Source organism: Citrobacter sp. Cf072 (genome assembly GCF_030334485.1).
In the GTDB taxonomy this organism is placed as follows: Bacteria; Pseudomonadota; Gammaproteobacteria; order Enterobacterales; family Enterobacteriaceae; genus Citrobacter; species Citrobacter freundii.
Genome location: NZ_JAOWDX010000047.1, coordinates 106,934 through 131,271, shown reverse-complemented (window position 1 = coordinate 131,271; position 24,338 = coordinate 106,934). Strand labels below are relative to the sequence as shown.

Genomic DNA, 24,338 nt, shown 5'->3' with positions numbered 1-24,338 from the left:
ATGTCCTATAGTCAGCGACGCAGAATCTGAGCCAGACAGTCCACTACACCCGCGGGGTTGTCCCGATGCGCGTTGTGTCCGGCATTACGAATCACATGGTTTGGTACTGATATTTCCGCCGCCAGAGCGCGGAATTTATCGTCACGTTCACCACATAAATAATAAAACGGAAATGTGCGCGTCGTGAGTTGCGCACGTAAATCAGGTTGTACGGCAAGCGAGGTGGCCTCCAGCATTGCCGCCAGCGTTTGCCCATTATTCTGGCTACGCAGAGCGACCAGCGCCTCTCTTTGTGCCGTGTTCAGCGAGGAAAAAACGGGCTGTAGATACCAGTCATTAAACACCTCACGTAGCGGCTCTGCGCGAAAACGCGCAGCCCAGCGGCCATCCGAGAGACGACGCTGAACGCGCGCCTCTTCGCCTTGCAAGCCTGGATGTCCACCTTCAACCACCAGACCACAAAGCCCTGGCATCTCCTGACAGGCCGCCATCATCGCGACTCTGCCACCAAGAGAGTATCCCACCAGCCAGTACTTAAGTATGTTGTAACTAAACAGAGTGTTACGCAGCAAAACGTTTACGTCATCGAATCCGCTCACGCTGATGTCAGCGGAGCCACCGTGTCCCGGCAGATCGATGTATAGCCGCGAATAATCCTGAAACGCTTCGCCGACCGTCTGCCATTCCCGACAATCGCCAGAAAAACCGTGCAGGAAAACCAGCCAGGGAAATCCCGTCTGGCCCTCTTTCGCCTGCGCATGCAGGATCATAGATGACTTACCTGCGCCAGCAGTTGCTGCAAGGTTTGCGCCCCGTCAGTTTCATTCACCACCAGCTCAATCACCGTGGCCGCAGGAGTACGCCAGGCGTTAGTCAACGCGCTCTCCAGTTGCTCCCAGTTTTCCGGGCGCTGGTATTTAAGGTTAAACATGGCGGCAGCATGCTCGAAATGTACGTTCTGCGGCATCAGATAGAACCGTTCGCGTTCGCTCGCTGGCGTCGGCAGCAGAGAAAAAATCTGTCCGCCGTTATTGTTGACCACTATCAGGACAAACGGTGCAGAAACCTTGCGCAATAACGCCAGCGCATTCAGGTCATACAATGCAGATAAATCGCCAACAATCGCCAGCGTCGATTTCGCGCTGGCACGCTGTACACCTGCTGCCGAAGACAGCAGGCCGTCAATACCGCTCGCGCCACGGTTGCTATAGACCGGGTAACCAGCCGGAAGCTGCGACAGCGCATCAATCAGGCGTACCACCAGACTGTTACCCACGAACAGCTGCCCCTGCTCCGGCAAGTATTCGCGAATACGGTGGGCTAATTGCGCTTCACCAAACGCCTCACGACGGGCTTCTACCGCCTGCCAGGCCAGTTGTGCCAGGCGAGGGATTTCCACGTACCAGGGCTGACGTTTCTCCGCCGGATGCAGCTCCAGCCAGTCGCCAACTTTCGCCACCAGCCTGCGGCCACGATGGTGAGCCGGATCGAGGCGGCCTTCGATATTATCGACAATCCAGTATTCCTGCGGATCGCAGTTAGCCTGCCATTGCAGGAGTCGTTTTCCGGTCAGGCTGCTACCAAGCTGCACCACAATCTGCGCCTGCTGTAACTCAGCTACCGCTTTCGCATTTCCCAGCCACAGGTCGGCGCACGGCAGCGGTTGTCCGGTTTGCGACAGAACATCACCAATCAGCGGCCAGCCTAACGTCTGCGCCCACTGCGCAACCTTCTTACCTTCTTCAGCGCTCATGCGGCCCGCAATGACTACGCCGCGTTTTTGTCGCCAGAAAAACCAGTCGCGCTGTTTGTCGCTTTCCAGCCGACGCGCTTCTCGCAGCCAAGGTTTATCGTCCTGCCACCAGTCGCCGAGGCGCTGCTGCCAGGCAATCCCCGTTTCGTCCATATCGCCATACAGCGGTTCCGCAAACGGGCAATTGATATGAACCGCCCCGCTATGCAGGGTTGCTAACGCATTATCAATAGTGGACACCAGCCAGCTTGCCGGAATGTCCTGAGTCGGACGCGGTAAAGAGAGCGTTTGCGATGGATGCGAGGCAAACATTCCGGCCTGACGAATCGCCTGGTTCGCGCCACAGTCGATAAGCTCTGGCGGTCGGTCTGCCGTAAGTAAAATTAGTTTTTCACCGGTCAGGCCCGCTTCAATCAACGCGGGATATAAATTCGCCACCGCGGTACCGGACGTCACAATCACGGCGACAGGCTGACGGCTAACTTTTGCCAGACCTAAGGCCAGATGCCCAAGACCACGCTCGTCAAAATGGGTGTGGTGGATGAATGCGGGGTTTTCCGCTGCCGCCAGCGTCAACGGTGTAGAACGAGAGCCAGGGGCAATGCAGACATGCCTGACGCCGTGGCGAGTGAGAGCTTCCAGAATGACCGCCGCCCAGCGTCGGTTAAATGCGCTTACTGACATGAGATTGTCCGGTATCAATATTGCGACACAGTATAAAGAATCGAATAAATGGATTTTTGATATGAGTCGGTAATGTGTGACTCATTAGGCTTCCATCTGTAATAAAGTACGTAAACCCGCCGCTTTGTTGTCTATTTCTTGCCATTCCTGCTCAGGATCTGAACCACGTACGATCCCTGCCCCGGCATACAGGCGCACCACGTTTGCGCTAATTTTCGCCGAACGTAGTGACACGCAAAACTCACTTTGGCGCCGTGAAAGATAACCCGCAGAACCGGCATACCACTCACGTTCAAAGGGTTCATTTTGTTGGATGAATTCACGTGCCAGCTCTCGCGGAATACCGGCGACAGCCGCCGTGGGCTGGAGTTGCATCAGGCAAAGCATATCGTCGGCCTGATTCAGTTCCGTCCAGATGCAACGGCGCAGGTGCTGCACTTTACGCAGTCTCAGCACCTGTGGCGGCAGCACATCAAGAGTTTGCGTACAGCCTTGCAGGCGCTGGCAAATATCTTCAACCACCAGCATATTCTCACGCTGGTTTTTATCATCTTTCATTAGCCATTCACCCAACTGCCAGGCGCGATGATCCTCAGGGTGGTTAGCAACGGTTCCGGCCAGCGCCTCGGTGCGCAGCGCCGTGTCTCGCCGCCGATACAGACGCTCAGGGGAAGAGCCAAGAAAAGCGGAGTCGGCAGAGAATGCCATAAAGAAATGGTAGCAGTTCAGGTTTAAGCGACGGCTGGAAGCCATCACGGCCGCGGCATTAACCGACTGAGAAAACTGTAAGTCGGTCGCCCGTGCCAGCACAACCTTATCGAGTTCTTCCCTATTGATCGTTTGCGTGGCGAGTTTTATCAGATTTGTCCAGCCCGCTTTATCTGGCCAGTTCTGTTCTCCCGTCAAACTGAGACGCAATGCGGGTAGCGGCTTAACGTTGGCAAGCGAGGTGATAAACGCCACCGCCTGCGCGGCGTCGTCTCGCAGCGATACGTCGCTATAGAGATGTAAGCGTAAGCTCGCCACCCCGGCACAACGTCGCCACTCCAGCCGCGGCAGCAGCAAATTGCCGCGCTGAGGCTCAAAGGCATTCAGGCCCCAGATACGCAGGTCGGGATGATTATCATGCTGGCGTAAAAACTGCTGAGCTGATTCCAGCGAGGAAAATGCGGCGACGGCTCCCAGTACGGCAGCCTCTTCGTCGCCGTTACGCTGCTGCCAGTAAAACTGGGGCCAGACGGGTTGGCTAGCCAGCCATCCTAAAGCGTCAAACGCATCATTCAGTGGGAAAGGTATGTCGTAAATACGAATTCCAGGTGCTGCTGGCATCTCTTGCGATAAATGACGCATCAGACTTTCCAGCGCAGTAGTGATTGAATGCACGCGGACCTCTCCCTGTTAAAAACCTCACATTATACGGGGTACTGAGCAGAAAAAGCAGTACCCCCAGTTAGGGAGTACGTACAAATGCGATGACAGAACGGAATTTATCGCCGTGCTAACAATAATCCCATCACTAAACCGACTGTGGCGCCAACGCCAATCCCGCGCCAGGGTTTTTCGTGCACATAATCATCCGCCCGACAAACAGCTTTTTTCGCACGGTAATAGTAGCTGTCAGAAGCATGGCTGACGCGATTTCTCACCTCTTCTAACGCCCGTTCTGCCCGCGCTTTTAACTCAAGGTATTTTTGATCTGCTGGGTCGCCAGAAGAACGCAGCACCTCTTCCAGCGTTTCACTCAATAATTCCAGATCATCATCGATACGTGATTCATAAGAATGAAAAGACATTATATTCTCCCTTTCAATTGACGTACCCGCTAACTATAGACAACCTGGACTGTTTGTGCCTGTTTACGCCTGATGTGCTTCCCGCGCCATTCCGACGTGTGGAATACCGTCTTCGTCATAGATATCCGTTACCGGAACAAAGCCAAAGCGCGCATAGAACGATTGCAGATGCGCCTGCGCGCCCAGATATAACGCCTTGTGTGGCCAGTGTTGCGCGCAGGATGCCAGCGTCTGGGCCATCAGCTGTTGCCCCAGTTTTTCACCACGCAGCGCTTCGCTTACAATCACCCGACCAATCACCACCGGCTCCAGCTCGTCATCGCTTTTCAGAATCCTCGCATACGCCACCAGCTCATCGTTATGCCAGCCCAGAATATGGCGATTCTCTCCAACCAGGTCATCGCCATCCACATCCTGGTACGGACACTGTTGCTCAACTACAAACACCGCGCATCGCAACTGAAGTAGTGCGTACAGTTGTTGGGTACTAAGCTTTGCATGGTGGAGATCTTGCCAGTGAATCATTGTCTGCCCCTATGTTGTGATAACCTGAACACCCTGCCTTATTGATGGCGAAAAGTGTAACGCGAAGATGGAATTACTATTTTTAGGCACGTCAGCGGGAGTCCCCACTCGCTCACGCAATGTAACGGCAATTTTACTGAATCTGCAACACCCGACTCAGGCGGGGCTGTGGCTTTTTGATTGCGGTGAAGGGACGCAGCATCAGATGCTCACCACCCCTTTCAATCCAGGAAAACTCGATCGTATTTTTATCAGCCATCTGCACGGCGATCACCTGTTTGGTTTACCGGGACTACTGTGCAGTCGCTCAATGGCCGGCAATGTCCAGCCTCTGACGCTTTACGGGCCAAAAGGGTTGCGAGAGTTTACCGAAACCGCATTACGTCTGAGCGGCTCCTGGACCGATTATCCGATGGAAATTGTGGAAATCACCGCAGGTGAGATTGTCGATGACGGCCTGCGTAAAGTCACGGCGTACCCGCTGGCGCATCCGCTGGAGTGCTACGGTTTTCGCATTCAAGAGCATGACAAACCCGGTGCGCTTGACGCTAACGCCCTGAAGGCGGCAGGTGTTAAAGCGGGCCCGTGGTTTCAGGATTTGAAAGCCGGGAAAACTATCGTGCTGGAGGATGGACGTACGATCCACGGCGCCGACTTCCTCGCCCCGGCCACCAGGGGAAAATCAGTCGCTATTTTCGGTGACACAGGACCCTGCGCGTCCGCCATTGAACTGGCTCGAGGTGTAGATGTCATGGTACACGAAACCACGCTGGATGCCTCAATGGAGGAGAAAGCGAACAGTCGCGGGCACAGCTCAACCCGACAAGCCGCACAGCTGGCGCTGGATGCCGGAGTGGGACGCCTGATCATGACCCACGTTAGCTCACGCTATGATGAAAAAGGCTGTCAGCGTTTGCTTGAAGAGTGCAAAGCGATTTTTCCAGACACGGAACTGGCACACGATTTCGCCATTTTCAGCGTTTAACGCTTTATTTTTCCGCCTCAGTGCCGATAACAGTGGAAAGGCTGGCTTTCACACTGAGGACAGGATGAACAATTTCCAGAAAGATATTGATGACAGGACAAACCTAACCCTGTCTAACCGTTTTGAACTGCTGCTATTTCGCCTCGGCAAATCTGTTGAGGAGCAGAAATCAGAGCTATTTGGCATTAACGTATTCAAGCTGCGTGAAATCGTGCCGATGCCGACCTTTACGCGTCCGGCTGGTATGAAGGCCCCGCTGCTGGGTATGGTTAATATTCGCGATCAGGTGATCCCGGTGATTGACCTGCCCGCCGTCGCGGGCTGTAAACCAGAGACCGGACTCAACATCCTGTTGATCACAGAATATGCCCGCAGCGTCCAGGCGTTTGCGGTGGAGTCAGTGGAAAACATTATGCGCCTGGACTGGCAACAGGTGCATACCGCCGAGAAAGCCGTCAATGGTCGCTATATCACCAGTATCGCTTGCCTGGACGACAACAAAGAGACCAACAACCTGGCGCTGGTGCTCGACGTTGAGCAGATCTTGTATGACATAGTACCGGCGAACCACGACCTGCGTGCAACCGATCTGAAAACCAATAAATTCAACATCACGCCGGGTGCGGTGGCGATTGTGGCAGATGATTCCAAAGTGGCCCGCGCAATGCTGGAAAAAGGGCTTAACGCCATGGAAATCCCGCATCTGATGCATGTAACGGGCCAGGATGCGTGGGAAAAAATACAGCAGCTTTCCGCAGAAGCGCTGGCGGAGGGCAAGCCTATTAGCGAGAAGATCGCCCTGGTACTCACCGATCTCGAAATGCCGGAGATGGACGGTTTTACGCTTACCCGCAAAATAAAAACCGACGAACGCCTGAAGAAGATCCCGGTCGTTATCCACTCTTCGCTTTCCGGTAGTGCGAACGAAGATCACGTTCGCCGAGTAAAAGCGGATGGCTACGTGGCCAAATTCGAAGTCAATGAGCTTTCTTCAGTGATCCAGGAAGTGATGGATCGCACAGCAAAAGGCATCAGCGGTCCGCTGGTAAGCCGTCAGCTATTGAACTGACCCGTATTTCACGCATAAAAAAACCCGCCGAGGCGGGTTTTTTCGTTACTGCATGTAGCCTTACATCAGCGGAGTCGCTAACTGCACAATGCTGATCAGCGGTTGCGGGTAAATACCCAGCACCAGTACCAGCAGTGCAGAAATCAGCACTACGATACCGCCCGCGCTGTACTGCCAGTTAGACGGCGCATCGCGGTTCAGCTGTTGCGGTGCGCTCAGGTACAGGCTCACGGCAACACGCAGGTAGTAGTACAAACCAATCGCCGAACCGACCACCACAGCGGCAACCAGCCACCACAGGTTAGCCTGCACACCGACTGCCAGTACGTAGAACTTACCGATAAAGCCCAGCGTCATCGGGATACCGGCCAGAGACAGCATCATTACCGTCATCACTGCCGCGAGGATCGGACGATGCCAGAACAGACCACGGTAGGAGAACAGAGAGTCCGCATCCGGGCCACGGTACGGGCTGGACATCAGGCTGACCACACCGAACGCGCCGAGGCTGCTGAACAGGTAGCCGGCCAGGTAAACGCCAACCGCTTCCATCGACATCTCGCCGCTCTGCAGAGCAATCAGCGCCACCAGCAGGTAACCGAGATGAGAGATAGAAGAGTAACCGAGCAGACGTTTAATATTGGTCTGGCTCAGCGCCATCAGGTTACCGAAGATGATGGAAGCAAAGGCAATCACGCCCAGTACGATACGTACCGCTTCGCTATCCCCTACCGGTGCGTACAGGAACAGACGCATCACCACGCCGAAGATAGCGATTTTGCTCGCCGTCGCCAGGAAGGTGGAAACCGGAGCCGGAGCGCCCTGGTAAACGTCTGGCGTCCACAGGTGGAACGGAACCAGCGAAAGTTTAAAGCCGAGGCCAACAATCATCAGACCGAAGCCCGCCAGCAGCAGCGGTTCGTGCAGCATGCCGTCGCCGAGGCTCTTACCAAGCGCAACAAACGACAGATTGCCAGACTGCGCGTACACCAGCGCCATACCGAACAGCAGGAAGGAAGACGCTGCGGCAGACAGAATGGTGTATTTGATACTGGCTTCCAGCGAACGTTTCTGACGGAACGCATAGCCAACCAGACCAAACAGCGGCAGAGAGATCAGCTCAATACCAAGGAACAGCGCCGCCAGATGGTTAGCGTTAGCCAGCAGAATACCGCCGAGTGCGGCAATCAGTACCAACAGGTAGAACTCTTCCCGGTTGTCGTCGTAGCCTTCCAGCCACGGGTAAGCAAAGGTACAGGTGGCAAGACTGGCCAGCAGCACCAGTCCGGTGTAGAGCATGGCGAAACCGTCAACCCGCATCAGCGGGGTGACGTCCATGGCGCCCGCCTGGCCAACAAACCAGAGCGAAACCAGCGCGGCGTTAAGCCCAATGACCGATAACGTGGCATTGAGGAAGTGATTGCGTCGCCACGCAATGGAGAGCATCACAACCACCACCGTCAAGCCGACGATCAGCAGCGGTAGCAGCGCAATCAGGTGTTGTGGAGTTATTGTCATGGCGATTTACGGCCTTGTAGTAGTAACGGAATTAACAAACCACTGCTGGATGTTGCTCATCGCAGAATGCGAGGTATCCAGAATCGGCTGCGGATAGAAGCCAAGCAGTACCAGAAGCACGACCAGCAACAGGATGATAAACAGCTCACGCAGCGACATCCCTGGCAGTTCAACACTGGCAATCTGGCTCTTCGCTTTACCGAAGTAAGCGCGATGCAACATCGCCAGCGAGTAAACAGAGGCAAACACCAGACCAAAGGTCGAGATCACGGTAATGACCGGAACCACCTGGTAGCTGCCGAACAGAATCATAAATTCGCCAACGAAGTTACCTGTACCCGGCATACCCAGCGTACACACGGCGAAGAACATTGACAGCGCAGGCAACCATTTCATTTTGCCCCACAGGCCGCCCATCATACGCATATCACGCGTGTGCAGACGTTCGTACAGCTGACCACACAGAATGAACAGACCGGCTGCGGACAGACCGTGCGCGATCATCTGAATAACCGCACCCTGGTACGCCAGCTGGCTGCCGGTGTAGATAGCAATCAGTACGAAGCCCATGTGCGATACGGAGGTGTAAGCGATCAGGCGTTTGATATCGTACTGATTAAAGGCCATCCACGCGCCGTAGAAGATACCGATAACGCCCAGCCACATTGCGATAGGTGCAAACTCCGCCGACGCGTTCGGGAACAGCGGCAGGGAGAAGCGCAGCAGACCGTAAGCCGCGGTTTTCAGCAAAATCCCCGCCAGGTCAACGGAACCTGCGGTCGGCGCCTGGGAGTGTGCATCCGGCAACCAGCCGTGCAGCGGAACCACCGGCATTTTCACCGCGAAGGCGATGAAGAAGCCCAGCATCAGCAGATATTCCACACCGTGGGACATCGGGGTATTCAGCAGCTCTTCATAGTTGAAGGTCCACACACCGGTCGCTTTATAGTGCACAAACACCAGCGCCAGGATGGCAATCAACATCACCAGACCACTCGCCTGGGTATAAATGAAGAACTTGGTCGCCGCCGTGATACGCGTTTTACCGTCAGAGGCTTTATGCCCCCACAACGCGATCAGGAAGTACATCGGCACCAGCATCATTTCCCAGAAGAAGAAGAACAGGAACATGTCGATGGCAAGGAACACGCCGATCACGCCGCCTAAGATCCACATCAGGTTCAGATGGAAGAAGCCCTGGTATTTTTCGATTTCATTCCAGGAGCAAAGTACCGCCAGAACACCGAGCAGACCGGTCAGCACTACCATCAGCAGCGACAGACCATCGATAGCCAGATGAATAGAGATGCCAAAACGTGGGATCCACGGCAGGACAAACTCAGACTGCCACTGCGGAATGCCAGCGGATTGCGTCAGTGAATAGCCGCCCTGCAACCACAGTTGCAGGCCAAGCGCCAGCGTCAATCCCATGGTAATCAGCGCGATCCAGCGCGGCACCTTCACGCCAAAGCGTTCGGTCTGCCAGCACAGGAAGCCACCGATAAAGGGAATTAATATTAGCCAGGGTAGTAACATGGCGATCTTTATTCCTTGTTAAAGTCCCATCAGGACCTGATTTTCAACGAATTCTCAAAACAGAAAATTCACTTCGGATTGCGGCTTTTTTTGCCCGGTGGCGCGAACGCTTACCGGGCCTACAGATTCCCGTAGGTCGGATAAGCGCGAGCGCCATCCGACATCAACCCCACAATCCTCAAACTCAACGCAGTACCATCAACAGTGCCAGCACAACGACGGCGCCGATGCTCATTGATGCCACATACCAGCGCAGATAACCGTTCTCGCTCAACAGCAGGCCTTTACCTGCAAAGCGGGAAAGGATCGCCGGAATGTTCATCATTGAGTTGAGCGGATCGCGTTTCAGCAACCAGGCAACACCCAGGAACGGCTTGACGAACACTTTGTCGTACAGCCAGTCGAAGCCCCAGGCGTTATACCACCAGGTACCCAGCAGGCGGCCCGGCGCACTGTTGGCAATCGATGTCACAAGCTGGCGTTTACCCAGCCACAGCCATGCTGCGATCAGGATGCCCGCAATCGCTACGATACCGGAGGTAATTTCCAGCGTCATAACGCGACCATGCTCAAGCTCGGTCGTCGCAGGCAGTACCCCCTGCAGCGGTGGCACAATCAGCGCGCCAACGAAGGTGGACAGGATCATCAGCACAATCAGCGGCAGATGATGGGTAATCCCCTTCCCTGCATGAGCGTGAATTTGTTCTTTACCGTGGAACACGATGAAAATCATACGGAAGGTGTACAGAGAGGTCATGAACGCACCGACCAGACCTGCAACCATCAGATTAATATGACCATTCGCCATTGCACCGGCCAGAATCTCATCCTTACTGAAGAAGCCAGCGGTAATCAGCGGCAGAGCCGACAGCGCCGCGCCACCGATCAGGAAGCAGAGATACACCAGCGGAATTGACTTACGCAGTCCGCCCATCTTGAAGATGTTCTGTTCGTGGTGGCAAGCCAGGATAACCGAGCCCGATGCCAGGAACAGCAGCGCTTTAAAGAAGGCGTGCGTCATCAGGTGGAAAATCGCCGCATCCCACGCCTGTACACCGAGAGCCAGGAACATATAACCAATCTGGCTCATGGTGGAGTACGCAAGAACGCGTTTGATGTCGGTCTGTACCAGCGCAGCAAAACCCGCCAGCACCAGAGTGATGGCACCGATAATCCCCACCAGGTGCAGGATTTCCGGGGTCATCAGGAACAGGCCGTGCGTACGTGCAATCAGGTAGACACCGGCGGTAACCATCGTCGCAGCGTGGATAAGCGCAGAGACAGGCGTCGGGCCGGCCATCGCATCAGCAAGCCATGTTTGCAACGGCAACTGCGCAGATTTACCGACCGCACCGCCCAGCAGCATCAGGGTTGCCCACATCAGCATGTTGTTACCATCTGCAAAGTGCGCAGGCGCCAGTTCCACCATTTCGCGGAAGTTCAGCGTGCCCAGCTCGTTGTAGAGGATGAACAGCGCGAACGCCAGGAATACGTCACCAACACGGGTTACCACAAAGGCTTTCATTGCCGCAGCGCCATTCTTCGGATCGGTATAGTAGAAACCAATCAGCAGATAGGAGCACAGGCCCACGCCTTCCCAGCCGAGGTACATCAGCAGCAGGTTATCCGCCAGCACCAGAACCACCATGCTGGCGATAAACAGGTTGGTGTAGGCGAAGAAACGAGAATAGCCCTCTTCTCCGCGCATATACCAGGAGGCGAACATGTGGATCAGGAAACCAACGCCGGTCACCACGGAGAGCATAGTCAGCGACAGGCCATCCAGCACCAGGTTAAAACCGATGTTGAAGTCGCCGACTGACATCCAGGTCCACAGCGGCTGGCTATAAGCCTGCTGGCCATTGGCAAAGAAATCAACGCCAACAAACGCAGTCACCAGCGCGGCCAGACCAATCGACCCGACACCCACGGTAGCGGACAGATTTTCTGACCAACGACCACGGGAAAACGCCAGTAATACAAAGCCAATAAATGGCAGAATAATGGTTAAGGCAAGCATGTTCATCCACGCATCTCACTTACTGAATCGATGTTCAGGTTCTGGCGACGGCGATGAAGTTGCAGCAACAGCGCAAGTCCAATGCTCGCTTCCGCAGCCGCAAGGCTGATGGCGAGAATGTACATCACCTGACCATCGGTCTGGCCCCAGTAGCTTCCGGCGACCACAAAGGCCAGCGCGGAGGCGTTAATCATGATTTCCAGCCCGATCAGCATAAACAGCAGATTGCGGCGGATAACCAGACCGGTCAAACCCAGGACGAATAAAATCGCAGCGAGGATCAGTCCATGTTGTAAGGGGATCATGCGTGCTCCTCCGTTTTTCTTTTCGCGCGGTCATCAGTGCGATTGCTCAGCACTTCACCTGAACGCTCTTCGCGCCCCACGTGGAAGGCCACAACCAGGCCCGCCAGCAGCAGCATCGAAGCCAGTTCGACCGCCAGTACATACGGTCCGAACAGGGAAATACCGACTGCTTTCGCGCTAATTGGCGTCCCGTCGATGCCCTGATCGTTTACGCCCAGAATGGCGTAAACAATGACCACCAGCATGATGGCCGACAGAATCGCCGGACCAATCCACACCTGAGGTTTCAGCCACTGGCGTTCCTGTTCAATTTCAGAACCACCGAGGTTGAGCATCATTACCACGAATACGAACAGCACCATGATAGCGCCCGCGTAGACGATAATTTCCAGCGCACCGGCGAAGTAAGCGCCTAACGAGAAGAACACCCCGGAAATCGCCAGCAGCGAAATAATCAGATACAGCAGTGCGTGTACCGGATTGGTGTGGGTGATCACCCGCAAGGTTGCGAGAATGGCTATCAGGCCACAGATATAAAAAGCGAACTCCATTGCCCCTCTCCTTACGGTAACAGGCTCTTGACGTCGATAGGCTTGGCTTCGTTCTCTGCTTCGCCCTTATCTTTGCCGTCGATTGCCATACCTGCCATCCGGTAGAAGTTATATTCCGGGTATTTGCCCGGACCGGAGATCAGCAGATCCTCTTTCTCGTAAACCAGGTCCTGGCGCTTGTACTCACCCAGCTCGAAATCTGGAGTCAGCTGAATAGCCGTTGTCGGACAGGCTTCTTCGCACAGGCCGCAGAAAATGCAGCGTGAGAAGTTAATGCGGAAAAACTCCGGATACCAGCGGCCATCTTTGGTCTCTGCTTTTTGCAAAGAGATACAGCCTACCGGACACGCTACCGCACACAGGTTACAGGCAACGCAGCGCTCTTCACCGTCTGGATCACGAGTCAGAACGATACGACCACGAAAACGGGGCGGTAGATAGACCGGCTCTTCCGGGTACATCTGCGTTTCGCGTTTCGCGAACGCATGCAGGCCGATCATCCAGATACTGCGTACCTGGGTGCCGAAACCTACGAACAATTCTTTTAAGGTCATGGTCTTTGTGTCCCTTATTGCGCCTGCCAGAGAATGACAGCCGCAGTTACCAGCAAGTTGACGAGCGTCAGCGGCAGACAGACTTTCCAGCCGAAGGACATTACCTGGTCATAACGAGGACGCGGTAACGACGCACGAATCAAAATGAACATCATCATGAAGAACGCGGTTTTCAGCGCGAACCAGACGAATGGCGGTAAGAACGGGCCATGCCAGCCACCGAAGAACAGGGTAACCATCAGTGCAGAAATGGTGACGATACCGATGTATTCACCCACGAAGAACAGACCGAATTTCATACCGGAATATTCAATGTGGTAACCGTCGGCCAGTTCCTGCTCGGCTTCTGGCTGGTCAAACGGGTGACGGTGACACACCGCCACGCCCGCGATGGCAAAGGTGACAAAACCAAAGAACTGCGGAATAACGTTCCAGATATCAGCCTGGTTGTTGACGATGTCGGTCATGTTAAATGAACCGGCCTGCGCCACCACGCCCATCAGGGAAAGTCCGAGGAACACTTCGTAGCTCAGGGTCTGCGCAGACGCACGCATCGCACCGAGCAGGGAGTATTTGTTGTTACTGGACCAGCCGGCGAACAGCACTGCGTATACCGCGAGGCCCGCCATCATCAGGAAGAACAGGATCCCGATGTTCAGGTCAGCAACCACCCAGTTCGGACTCACCGGCACGATGGCGAAAGCCAGCAGCAGCGAGGTGAAGGCGATCATCGGTGCCAGGGTAAAGATGACGCGATCCGAGAATTTCGGGATCCAGTCTTCTTTAAAGAACATCTTGATCATGTCCGCAACCAGCTGGAGCGAACCGCCCCAGCCAACACGGTTCGGTCCGTAACGGTTCTGGAACAGACCCAGCAGACGACGTTCGCCAAAGCTCATGAATGCCCCGCAGGTGACCACCACCAGCAGGATCACCACCGCTTTGAGAATGCTCAGCAGGATCTCAATCAGATCGGGTGTAATCCAACTCATTGTTGTGCCTCCTGCAGATCCTCAAGACGCGCACCTGCCAGAACCGGCGCGATGCCAGGCATGCCCATCGGTAAACCAACCTGCCCTGCCGTTAATCCTTCAGCGATTTCAACCGGCAGCGTAACCGTGTTGCCATCGTAGCTGAAAGAAACGCGCGTACCGGCATTAACACCCAACTTCGCGGCATCAGCCGGGTTGAGTTTGATGTACGGCTGCGGCATACGGGTCTGGAAGACCGGCGCACGCTGGGACATTTCGTCACTACCAAACAGATGGTAGTACGGCGCGACACGCCACTGACCATCCTGAGCCTGGAAGCTCGCCGGAACGGTAGTGAAGTAATCCATACCATCCGCAGAAGCTTCGATCAGGCGCACGCCCGGATCGCCATGACGCAGTTTACCGCCCACTTCATCCTGGAACTTGTTCCACGCCTGTGGGGAGTTCCAGCCCGGAGCCCAGGCAAACGGAATTTGTGAACGCGGTGCAGACGGCTGGTTGTTCCCTTCCATAGAGAAAGCGAACATGGTGTCTTTGTCCTGCGGTTGACGCGGTTCGTGTACGCTGATGTTGGCGCGCATTGCGGTACGCCCACTGTAGCGGTGCGGTTCACGCGCCAGCTTCTGTCCACGGATACGGAAGCTTGCGTCCGGCGCGGCATCTTTAATGCCCGCCAGCTGCGGCAACTTCTCAACAACCGCGTCGATAACGTGGTCGAGCTGCGTCCAGTCCACTTCACGGCTCTGCACGGTGCTGTGCAGCGAGTGCAGCCAGCGCCAGCTTTCCAGCATTACGGTGTTGCTGTCGTAGTAGGATGGGTCATAAACCTGGAAGAAACGCTGGGCGCGGCCTTCGTTGTTAATCACCGTACCATCGCTTTCGGCGAAGCTTGCAGCGGAAAGCACCAGATGGGCGTTTTCCATAATTGCCGTACGCTGATGGTCAACGACCAGTACCAGCGGCGCTTTCGCCAGCGCGGCATCAACGCGAGCGGCTGAAGCATGGCGATGCAGGTCATTTTCCAGCACCACAACAGCGTCAGCGCGGCCTGTTTCCAGCTCGGTCAGCGCATCGTCAAGGGAACCACCGCCAATCATGCCGAGGCCCATGCTGTTAACCGAGCGAGCAATCATGGTGATGCCAACGTCTGCGCCACGGCCTTTCAGCGCCTTCGCCACGTTGGCAGCCGCCTGAATCACTTCGGCGCTACCGGCGTTGGTGCCGGAAATAATCAGTGGTTTCTTCGCCCCGGCTAGTGCCTGAACGATAACGTCAATTTTGTTCTGCAGGTCACGGTCAATACCGTCAACCGCCGGCGCGTTGTTATCCAGCGCGTGGGCGATAGCGAAACCTAAACGCGCCTGATCTTCAACCGGTGCGCGATAGGTCCAAGCGGCGATATCGTCCAGACGGGTGTTATCGACGTTGGTAACGAATAGCGGATGCTTAGCACGCTGGCCGATATTAAGGATTGCTGCGATCTGCCAGTCAGCCACTTTCTGTGCCGCCGCCATTTCACGCGCTTTACCTTTCACCGCCTGACGCACCGCCAGCGCAACGCGTGCGCCGGTCTGGGTGACATCTTCGCCCAGCACCAGAACCGCATCATAAGATTCGATTTCGCGCAGTGCCGGAGTATGAATCCCGCCGTCACGCAGTACGCTCAACGCCAGTTGCAGACGATCCAGTTCGCCCTGAGCGATACCGGTATAGAAGTTATCCGCACCGACCAGTTCACGCAGCGCGAAGTTACTTTCAACGCTGGCGCGCGGGGAGCCGATACCAATCACTTTCTTCGACTGACGCAGAATATCTGCCGCGCCCTGCATCGCCTGCTCGGCGTTCAGCGTGATCAGGTCATCGCCACGACGCTGTACCGGCTGACGCGGACGGTCTTTCAGATTCACGTAACCATAGCCGAAACGACCACGGTCGCAGAGGAAGTAGTGGTTAACGGTACCGTTATAACGGTTTTCGATACGACGCAGTTCACCGTAGCGCTCGCCCGGGCTGGTGTTACAGCCGATGGAACACTGCTGGCAGATGCTCGGCGCAAACTGCATGTCCCATTTACGGTTATAACGCTCGGAGTGCGTTTTATCGGTGAAGACGCCGGTTGGACAAATTTCGACCAGGTTGCCAGAGAATTCGCTTTCGAGCGTACCGTCTTCCGGACGACCGAAGTAGACGTTGTCATGTGCGCCATACACGCCCAGATCCGCACCATCGGCGTAATCTTTGTAGTAACGTACACAGCGATAGCAGGCGATGCAGCGGTTCATTTCGTGAGAGATGAACGGCCCCAGGTCCTGGTTACGGTGAGTACGCTTCGTGAAGCGGTAGCGACGGAAGCTGTGACCGGTCATGACGGTCATATCCTGCAGGTGGCAGTTGCCGCCCTCTTCACAGACCGGACAGTCGTGCGGGTGGTTAGTCATCAACCACTCCACGACGCTTTCGCGAAACTGCTTCGCTTCTTCGTCATCAATAGAAATAAAGGTGCCTTCGGTGGCCGGTGTCATACAAGACATCACCAGGCGACCACGCGTGTCTTCCGCGTTCTGATATTGCTTTACCGCACACTGGCGGCAAGCACCGACGCTTCCCAGCGCCGGGTGCCAGCAAAAGTACGGAATATCAAGGCCAAGAGACAGACAAGCTTCCAGCAGGTTGTCCGCTCCGTTGACCTCATATTCTTTGCCGTCTACATGAATCGTAGCCATAGTCAGCATGCTTCCAGTTGGCTCGGTCGTAACCGAGCGTTAATCGAATTTCTTATCGCGACACAGGGCTAACCCTGTGATCACCAGCGCTCTTTCAGCAGGTTCGGCTGAATACCACCAATAGCGTGGGTATTGCTGAAGGTCTGCTTGATGCCAGCTTCGAATTCTTCGCGGAAATATTTAATCGCGCTCTGCAGCGGTTCCACTGCACCCGGTGCGTGTGCACAGAAGGTTTTACCCGGGCCGAGGAAACGACACAGTTGCTCAAGTGTCTCGATATCCCCAGGCTGGCCTTCGCCACGCTCAAGCGCGCGCAGAATTTTCACACTCCACGGCAGACCATCACGGCACGGCGTACACCAGCCACAGGACTCGCGGGCAAAGAACTCTTCGAGGTTACGCACCAGAGGAACCATGCCAATCTCGTGATCGACAGCCATTGCCAGCGCGGTGCCCAGACGGCTACCTGCTTTACCAATGCTTTCGAATTCCATCGGCAGATCGAGGTGTGCTTCGGTCAGGAAGTCAGTCCCCGCGCCGCCAGGTTGCCAGGCTTTGAACTTCAGGCCATCGCGCATGCCACCCGCGTAATCTTCGAGGATCTCACGCGCGGTAGTACCGAAAGGCAGTTCCCACAGGCCAGGGTTCTTCACACGACCGGAGAAGCCCATCAGCTTGGTGCCCGCGTCTTTGCTCTTCGAAATGTTCTGGTACCACTCCACGCCGTTCGCGAGGATAGCCGGTACGTTACACAGGGTTTCGACGTTGTTTACGCAGGTCGGCTTACCCCATGCGCCAGAGCTTGCCGGGAACGGCGGCTTAGAGCGTGGGTTAGCACGGCGACCTTCGAGGGAGTTGATCAGCGCGGTTTCTTCACCGCAGATGTAACGCCCTGCCCCAGTGTGGACAAACAGTTCAAAGTCGAAACCGGTGCCCATAATGTTTTTGCCAAGCAGACCGGCTTCGGTCGCTTCGGCGATTGCGCGACGCAGATGCACGGCTGCTTCGATATATTCACCGCGCAGGAAGATATAACCACGGTACGCTTTCAGCGCAAACGCGGAAATCAGCATGCCTTCCACCAGCAGGTGCGGCAGCTGTTCCATCAGCAGACGGTCTTTATAGGTGCCCGGCTCCATTTCATCGGCGTTACACAGCAGGTAACGGATGTTCATGGATTCGTCTTTCGGCATCAGGCTCCACTTCAGACCGGTGGAAAAGCCCGCGCCGCCGCGCCCTTTCAGGCCAGCGTCTTTTACCTGATTAACGATTTCATCCGGTGACAGCCCGGTCAGGGCCTTACGCGCACCTTCGTAGCCGTTCTTGCTACGGTATTCGTCCAGCCAGACCGGCTGTTTGTCATCACGCAGACGCCAGGTCAGCGGATGGGTTTCGGGAGTACGGATAATGTCTTTCATTTATACCGCTCCAGCAGTTCGGGAATGCCTTCTGGGGTCAGATGAGCGTGAGTATCCTCATCGATCATCATGTTTGGCCCTTTGTCGCAGTTCCCCAGGCAACAGGTCGGCAGCAGCGTAAAGCGACCATCAAAAGTCGTCTGCCCCGGCTTGATGTTGAGTTTTTTCTCAAGCGCGGCCTGGATCCCCTGGTAGCCGTTGATATGGCACACCACGCTGTCGCAATAGCGGATCACGTGGCGACCTACCGGCTGGCGGAAGATCTGGCTATAAAACGTAGCAACACCTTCTACGTCACTTGCCGGAATACCCAGCACATCAGCGATCGCATAGATCGCCCCATCCGGCACCCAGCCACGCTGTTTCTGAACGATTTTCAGCGCTTCAATGGACGCCGCACGCGGGTCTTCGTAGTGGTGCTTCTCGTGCTCAATCGCTTCACGCTCAGCCGCACTCAGCTCAAAAGCCTCGGTTTGTGGTTGTTGATTCTCGTGCATAATTAGCGGTCCACATCTGACATAACAAAATCGATACTACCCAGATGGACGATCAGGTCGGACACCAGGCTGCCACGTACCGCTACCGGGATCTGCTGCAGGTGCGCATAGCTCGGGGTACGGATACGGGTACGGTAACTCATGGTGCTGCCATCGCTGGTCAGGTAGTAACTGTTGATACCCTTGGTCGCTTCCACCATCTGGAAGGACTCGTTTGCCGGCATAACCGGACCCCACGAAACCTGCAGGAAGTGGGTGATAAGGGTTTCGATATGTTGCAGCGTGCGCTCTTTCGGTGGCGGCGTCGTCAGCGGGTGATCCGCTTTGAACGGGCCTTCCGGCATGTTATTGAGGCACTGCTCAAGGATGCGCAGACTCTGGCGCAGCTCTTCAACTTTCAGCATCACGCGGGTATAGCAGTCGGACACACCGCCGCCAACCGGGACCTCAAAGTCAAAGTTTTCATAGCCAGAGTACGGACGCGCTTTACGCACGTCGAAATCAATACCGGTCGCACGCAGCGCAGCACCGGTACAACCCCAGTCCAGCGCTTCTTTCTTACCGTAAGCGGCAACACCCTGCGAACGGCCTTTCAGGATGGTGTTACGCAGCGCGGCTTTCTCGTAAGAATCCAGACGTTTTGGCATCCAGTCGAGGAAATCACGCAGCAGTTTGTCCCAACCGCGCGGCAGATCGTGTGCCACACCGCCGATACGGAACCAGGCCGGGTGCATACGGAAACCGGTGATCGCTTCCACGACGTCGTAGATTTTCTGACGGTCGGTAAAGGCGAAAAATACCGGGGTCATCGCGCCGACGTCCTGAATGAACGTGGAGATGTACAGCAGATGACTGTTGATACGGAACAATTCAGACAGCATGACGCGAATCACGTTGACGCGATCCGGCGTGGTGATGCCTGCCAGTTTCTCAACCGCCAGTACGTAAGGCATTTCGTTAACGCAGCCGCCGAGGTACTCGATACGGTCGGTGTAAGGAATGTAGCTGTGCCAGGACTGACGTTCGCCCATCTTTTCAGCGCCACGGTGGTGGTAGCCGATGTCAGGTACGCAGTCGACGATTTCTTCGCCATCAAGCTGCAGCACAATACGGAACGCACCGTGGGAAGACGGGTGGTTAGGACCGAGGTTGAGGAACATGAAGTCCTCATTTTCGGTGCTACGCTTCATGCCCCAATCTTCAGGTTTGAAGGTCAGCGCTTCCATTTCCAGATCCTGTTTGGCTTTAGTCAGCTCAAACGGGTCGAATTCGGTTGCACGCGCCGGGTAGTCTTTACGCAGCGGATGGCCTTCCCAGGTATGCGGCATCAGCAGACGCGTCAGGTGCGGGTGACCTTCGATATCGATGCCAAACATTTCCCAGGTTTCACGCTCATACCAGTTGGCGTTCGGGAACAGTTTGGTGAAAGTCGGTACGCGCAGATCGTTTTCAGACAAAGCCACCTTGAGCATGATATCGCGATTGCGTTCAATGGAGATCAGGTGATAGAAAACGGAAAAATCCGCGGCGGGTAACCCTTCGCGGTGCGTACGCAGACGTTCGTCCATGCCGTGTAAGTCAAACAGCATGACGTAAGGTTTCGGCAGTCTCTTTAAGAAATCGCCAACTTCCAGTAATTGTTCACGCTTGACCCAAACAACGGGTACCCCGGTGCGAGTCGCCTGAACGGTAAAGGCATCCGGCCCAAAACGGTTGCGCAGTTCGCCAATGACCGGGTCATCAAGGTGATCCCGTGTTTGCCATGCGGCGTCTTGCGCGGTTAAGTCGGTCATATTGTTCACCATTGCAAATGGTCCGTGGTGGTCGGCAGTGCTTCGCGCTATTTATTTAGTGATAAGCGAAGGAAGTGCTGCTGCCGACAGGCGCAAATTAAATCTCGTCTGGTGTACGAAGATTCGTTACAGCAATACGTTCGCCGCGTTTACGCTCGCGTTCTGACTGCATATTGGCGCGATAAACGCCCTGATCGCCAACCACCCAGGAGAGCGGACGGCGTTCTTTGCCAATGGAATCTTGCAGCAGCATCAGAGCCTGCATATACGCTTCTGGGCGCGGCGGACATCCCGGGATGTACACATCGACCGGAATAAATTTATCAACGCCCTGCACCACAGAATAGATGTCGTACATCCCGCCGGAGTTGGCGCATGCGCCCATGGAAATAACCCATTTCGGTTCCAGCATCTGATCGTAGAGGCGCTGAATAACTGGCGCCATTTTGGTAAAGCAGGTTCCGGCTACGACCATCAGGTCAGCCTGACGCGGCGATGCACGCAGTACTTCCGCACCAAAACGGGCCACATCGTGCACGGCGGTAAACGAGGTCACCATCTCAACGTAGCAGCAGGAAAGGCCAAAGTTATATGGCCAAATTGAGTTTTTACGGCCCCAGTTAACCATGTCATGCAGTTTGCCCATGAACACGTTTTTGTTAACTTCTTGTTCCAGGGGGTCGGTTACGATCTCCTGTTTTTGCAGGGGGTAACGGTCGTTCTCACCGTTAGGATCTATGCGGGTGAGCGTATAATCCATCTTAATGCCTCGCGGTTAGCGTTGACGATTAGCGATACTGTTCGTTTCCGGGTTCATACGCTCGCGGCGTGAACGCGCGGGCGTCCAGTCCAGCGCGCCAATACGCACCAGATAAACCAGACCTGCCAGTAACACAAAAATAAAAATTGCAGCTTCCACAAAGCCAATCCAACCGCTTTCACGGATAGAAGTTGACCATGCGAACAGATACAGCGCTTCAACGTCGAAGATAACGAAGAACATGGCTACCAGATAAAACTTGGCAGACAGGCGCAGGCGGGCGGTGCCGACCGAGTCGATACCTGATTCAAACGGCACGTTTTTAGATCTCGCGCGTGCGCGACCCCCTAAAAACCAGCCGCCGACGAGCATCAGGCAGCACAGGCCAATGGCAACGATAAGAAAGATAGCGAATGCCCAGTGATGAGCGATGATTTCAGTGGATGTTGACATACTCATTGCTTACTCATCAAAAGTAGCGCCAAATTCTCTGCTCTTTTCGGCAGATGAACGCCACATCGATTCATGGGGAGGAATAAAAAAAACCTTACAATCACTGTGAAAAATCATTTTATACAGCTAATTGATGGGGTTTTTTACTCCTTTCTATAACCTTTTGTCAACTTTAACAAAAGTTTCCTCACATTATTTTACACTACTCCAACTCCATTAACATAAAGTGCTCTTTAGACCCATTTCGATTGCATCATCGGTCATTTTTAATGTTGTTGAATCGTGTCCGTAGTGAAGTAAAAAAGATAATACACGTCTATTTTGACAGGAATTCACCCAGATGCCTCCCCCTAAATGGGAGTATTTTCTTGATCTGTGACACGCTTTTGTTAATTCACCATAAAAAACAGCAACAATTTCTCTAGTTTTTTAACATGGAAACATTTAGCAACGCGGCTGATTATTTTTCACCCTATTGTCAGTCTGTTTTTTTACCTGCTGATTTTGTTAAGTTTTAGTATATGAATGAACAGAAAGCAGTAATATTTGCATAAAAAAAGAGCCGCTGGATGTTTTTTCATCATCAGTGGCCCTTTTTTACACTTACATTTTTAAACGTTTTTTTGTGACGCTTTACTCAAAGTCGCCTTCAACAATCAGCGAATCATCTCCCCCTTCAGGGGTAAACTGATTGTATTGCCAAGGATTTTGATATGTCTGCATCGACTTAAAGATAGCCTGAGCTAATTCATTTTGCGTGCCCGGATCGCTGCACAACAGATACTCGGTATCAGGCAGAGGTGGCAATCCGTCCGCCGCACCCAGTACGCGTAAATCCGGGCTCATCATTTCTACAGGACGCGCAGTGACGCCAAGCCCTGCTTTTACCGCCGCGCGGACCGCAGGCAATGTTGAAGCGACATAAGCCAGACGCCACGGGATCTGTGCGGCATTCAACGTCGCCAGCACGATATCGCGAAACGGGCTGGGATCGTCCAGCAGAACTAACGGCACCGGTTCGCCTTTTTGCAGGATATATTCGGCTGCGCAATACCAGTGCGTCGGTGAAGTCCGCAAATTCAGGCATTCAAAATCGTCAGGGCGATTCGTGGTGACCACTAAATCCACTTCTTGCGACTTAAGCATCTCCACCATGTAAGCATTGCGTTTCACTCTTACATCAAGCGCAAGTTTCGGATAAACCGAACTAATGCGGTTAAGCAGAAATGGGAGTATGGTGTCGGCGGATTCATCAGAAGCACCGATAGTTAACACCCCCTGAAGATTGTTAAACATCAATGATGAGCATGCCTCATCATTAAATCGCAGTATTTTCCTGGCGTAACCCAACAGCTGGATACCATGTTCGGTCAGCAGTTTGTTGCGTCCATGACGCGCGAACAACTCTTTCCCCACAAGTTGCTCAAGGCGCTGCATTTGCTGACTTACCGCAGACTGAGTTCGACATACCGCAGCTGCCGCAGCCGCGAAGGTATTTAGGTCGGCAACAGCAACAAAGGTTCTCAGCAGATCGAGGTCGAGGTTAATTATCGGACGATTTGCATTTATCATAGTTTTTCACTTACTCGCGGGTCATACCGGGTTAATGCTGTGCATTCAGAATCAAACAACTCCATTTGTAATGTGCCTCCCTTCAGTTTCGCTTAGTGTAACCAAGTGAAAATAAGGATGTATTTGGTTTAACAAACGAAACAATTCTCTTTCTGAGCTATTTTAAAACCCGTGATATTCATCGGAATATAGCAACGAGAAAGAGCCGTATTTTTAGCTGCCGTATGATTCTGACTAATGGAAAACATGTAAATTTTGTAAATTTAAAAAATAGTTAACGAACAATAATTTACACATTAAAAACTAACTTTTCAGTATGTTATGAACAACCAACAAACATTTGAATTATCGTAAAACTCGTACTACAAACCATTTCATAGGAGTTATCTTAACCTAAAACCACTATATTTATAAGTGTTATTGCGAATAATTCCGGGCGAATTGGTGTTATGTCAGTGCAACGGTTTTCGTATTATTAGCCCACTCAATTTGATGTCGTTTAAATAATAAATAATAATTAATTAAGAATCTCTCAATTCATTAATTATGCTTAACAATGGATTCACACCGTATCACGTAGGGATCAGACCGATAACAGAATTCGTGGATGAAACCTCAGTATTTTCGAATCGCGCCGTATCACACAGATATCGACTGCATTTTGTTTTATAGGGGTAACTTTTTTCGACCAGACAAATCACCATACCAAAGCCAACAAAGCAAAACATAAACCATAAAAAACACAACAATCCAGATTATTACACTGTAATAATTGCATAATTTAGTTATTAAAAGTTAATTATCGTCCTCCTGCTTTCCAAAATCTTCTACTAAAGA

Annotated in this window: 21 protein-coding genes; 2 read left to right on the top strand and 19 right to left on the bottom strand. The window is 53.8% G+C overall.

Going from position 1 to position 24,338, the window contains the following annotated elements:
• Window positions 1-11 precede the first annotated feature (11 nt).
• The 5 genes from menH to OGX66_RS19355 form a co-directional block, all read right to left on the bottom strand.
• Window positions 12-770, bottom strand: a complete 759-nt coding sequence (menH, locus tag OGX66_RS19375; protein WP_088903242.1) for a 2-succinyl-6-hydroxy-2,4-cyclohexadiene-1-carboxylate synthase — start codon at window positions 768-770, stop codon at window positions 12-14.
• A complete protein-coding gene (gene menD / locus OGX66_RS19370; RefSeq protein ID WP_088903241.1) occupies window positions 767-2,437 on the bottom strand; it encodes a 2-succinyl-5-enolpyruvyl-6-hydroxy-3-cyclohexene-1-carboxylic-acid synthase in 1,671 nt (556 codons plus the stop codon). Before menD ends, menH begins: the two co-directional genes overlap by 4 nt.
• A gap of 84 nt (window positions 2,438-2,521) precedes the next feature.
• Window positions 2,522-3,820, bottom strand: a complete 1,299-nt coding sequence (gene menF, locus OGX66_RS19365) for an isochorismate synthase MenF (RefSeq protein ID WP_088903240.1) — start codon at window positions 3,818-3,820, stop codon at window positions 2,522-2,524.
• A 104-nt stretch (window positions 3,821-3,924) separates the two neighbouring features.
• Entirely contained in the window at window positions 3,925-4,230 is a 306-nt protein-coding gene (gene elaB / locus OGX66_RS19360; RefSeq protein WP_003027683.1) for a stress response protein ElaB, read from the bottom strand.
• A 63-nt stretch (window positions 4,231-4,293) separates the two neighbouring features.
• Entirely contained in the window at window positions 4,294-4,755 is a 462-nt protein-coding gene (locus tag OGX66_RS19355; protein ID WP_003027684.1) for a GNAT family N-acetyltransferase, read from the bottom strand.
• A 67-nt stretch (window positions 4,756-4,822) separates the two neighbouring features.
• Here OGX66_RS19355 and rbn point away from each other — a divergent pair, with 67 nt between their 5' ends.
• Together rbn and OGX66_RS19345 are read left to right on the top strand one after the other, a co-directional pair.
• A complete protein-coding gene (gene rbn / locus OGX66_RS19350; RefSeq protein ID WP_032949697.1) occupies window positions 4,823-5,740 on the top strand; it encodes a ribonuclease BN in 918 nt (305 codons plus the stop codon).
• A gap of 64 nt (window positions 5,741-5,804) precedes the next feature.
• A complete protein-coding gene (locus tag OGX66_RS19345) occupies window positions 5,805-6,809 on the top strand; it encodes a chemotaxis protein (RefSeq protein ID WP_003839364.1) in 1,005 nt (334 codons plus the stop codon).
• 60 nt (window positions 6,810-6,869) lie between these two features.
• Here OGX66_RS19345 and nuoN read toward each other — a convergent pair whose 3' ends face one another.
• The 14 genes from nuoN to lrhA form a co-directional block, all read right to left on the bottom strand.
• A complete protein-coding gene (gene nuoN, locus OGX66_RS19340) occupies window positions 6,870-8,327 on the bottom strand; it encodes an NADH-quinone oxidoreductase subunit NuoN (protein WP_003027689.1) in 1,458 nt (485 codons plus the stop codon).
• Window positions 8,328-8,333: 6 nt separating this feature from the next.
• The gene (gene nuoM, locus OGX66_RS19335) at window positions 8,334-9,863 is read right to left on the bottom strand and encodes an NADH-quinone oxidoreductase subunit M (RefSeq protein ID WP_003027692.1); all 1,530 of its coding nucleotides are present in this window, start codon (window positions 9,861-9,863) and stop codon (window positions 8,334-8,336) included.
• Window positions 9,864-10,047: 184 nt separating this feature from the next.
• Window positions 10,048-11,889 (bottom strand): NADH-quinone oxidoreductase subunit L, encoded by a 1,842-nt coding sequence (gene nuoL / locus OGX66_RS19330; protein WP_003027695.1) that lies wholly within the window; start codon window positions 11,887-11,889, stop codon window positions 10,048-10,050.
• A complete protein-coding gene (gene nuoK, locus OGX66_RS19325; RefSeq protein ID WP_000612644.1) occupies window positions 11,886-12,188 on the bottom strand; it encodes an NADH-quinone oxidoreductase subunit NuoK in 303 nt (100 codons plus the stop codon). The genes nuoL and nuoK overlap by 4 nt, the downstream gene beginning before the upstream one ends.
• On the bottom strand, window positions 12,185-12,739 hold the full coding sequence (gene nuoJ / locus OGX66_RS19320; protein WP_003028059.1) for an NADH-quinone oxidoreductase subunit J: 555 nt from the start codon (window positions 12,737-12,739) through the stop codon (window positions 12,185-12,187). The genes nuoK and nuoJ overlap by 4 nt, the downstream gene beginning before the upstream one ends.
• A gap of 11 nt (window positions 12,740-12,750) precedes the next feature.
• Window positions 12,751-13,293, bottom strand: a complete 543-nt coding sequence (gene nuoI, locus OGX66_RS19315) for an NADH-quinone oxidoreductase subunit NuoI (protein WP_003028062.1) — start codon at window positions 13,291-13,293, stop codon at window positions 12,751-12,753.
• A 14-nt stretch (window positions 13,294-13,307) separates the two neighbouring features.
• Complete coding sequence (gene nuoH / locus OGX66_RS19310) at window positions 13,308-14,285, bottom strand: NADH-quinone oxidoreductase subunit NuoH (protein ID WP_003028063.1); 978 nt, start codon at window positions 14,283-14,285, stop codon at window positions 13,308-13,310.
• Window positions 14,282-17,008 carry an NADH-quinone oxidoreductase subunit NuoG gene (gene nuoG, locus OGX66_RS19305; RefSeq protein ID WP_057101417.1) on the bottom strand — a complete coding sequence of 909 codons (2,727 nt, stop codon included), beginning with the start codon at window positions 17,006-17,008 and terminating at the stop codon, window positions 14,282-14,284. Before nuoG ends, nuoH begins: the two co-directional genes overlap by 4 nt.
• 80 nt (window positions 17,009-17,088) lie before the next feature.
• Window positions 17,089-18,426, bottom strand: coding sequence for an NADH-quinone oxidoreductase subunit NuoF (gene nuoF / locus OGX66_RS19300; protein ID WP_003839356.1), 1,338 nt, complete (start codon window positions 18,424-18,426; stop codon window positions 17,089-17,091).
• Window positions 18,423-18,923, bottom strand: coding sequence for an NADH-quinone oxidoreductase subunit NuoE (gene nuoE / locus OGX66_RS19295; RefSeq protein ID WP_003028069.1), 501 nt, complete (start codon window positions 18,921-18,923; stop codon window positions 18,423-18,425). The genes nuoF and nuoE overlap by 4 nt, the downstream gene beginning before the upstream one ends.
• A gap of 2 nt (window positions 18,924-18,925) precedes the next feature.
• Window positions 18,926-20,728, bottom strand: a complete 1,803-nt coding sequence (nuoC, locus tag OGX66_RS19290; RefSeq protein WP_003028072.1) for an NADH-quinone oxidoreductase subunit C/D — start codon at window positions 20,726-20,728, stop codon at window positions 18,926-18,928.
• 85 nt (window positions 20,729-20,813) lie between these two features.
• Window positions 20,814-21,476: an NADH-quinone oxidoreductase subunit NuoB gene (nuoB, locus tag OGX66_RS19285; RefSeq protein WP_003028075.1), complete on the bottom strand. Its 663-nt coding sequence runs from the start codon at window positions 21,474-21,476 to the stop codon at window positions 20,814-20,816.
• 15 nt (window positions 21,477-21,491) lie between these two features.
• Window positions 21,492-21,935 carry an NADH-quinone oxidoreductase subunit NuoA gene (nuoA, locus tag OGX66_RS19280; protein ID WP_003028077.1) on the bottom strand — a complete coding sequence of 148 codons (444 nt, stop codon included), beginning with the start codon at window positions 21,933-21,935 and terminating at the stop codon, window positions 21,492-21,494.
• Between the two features lie 627 nt (window positions 21,936-22,562).
• Complete coding sequence (gene lrhA, locus OGX66_RS19275; RefSeq protein ID WP_044701192.1) at window positions 22,563-23,501, bottom strand: transcriptional regulator LrhA; 939 nt, start codon at window positions 23,499-23,501, stop codon at window positions 22,563-22,565.
• Between the last annotated feature and the right edge of the window lie 837 nt (window positions 23,502-24,338).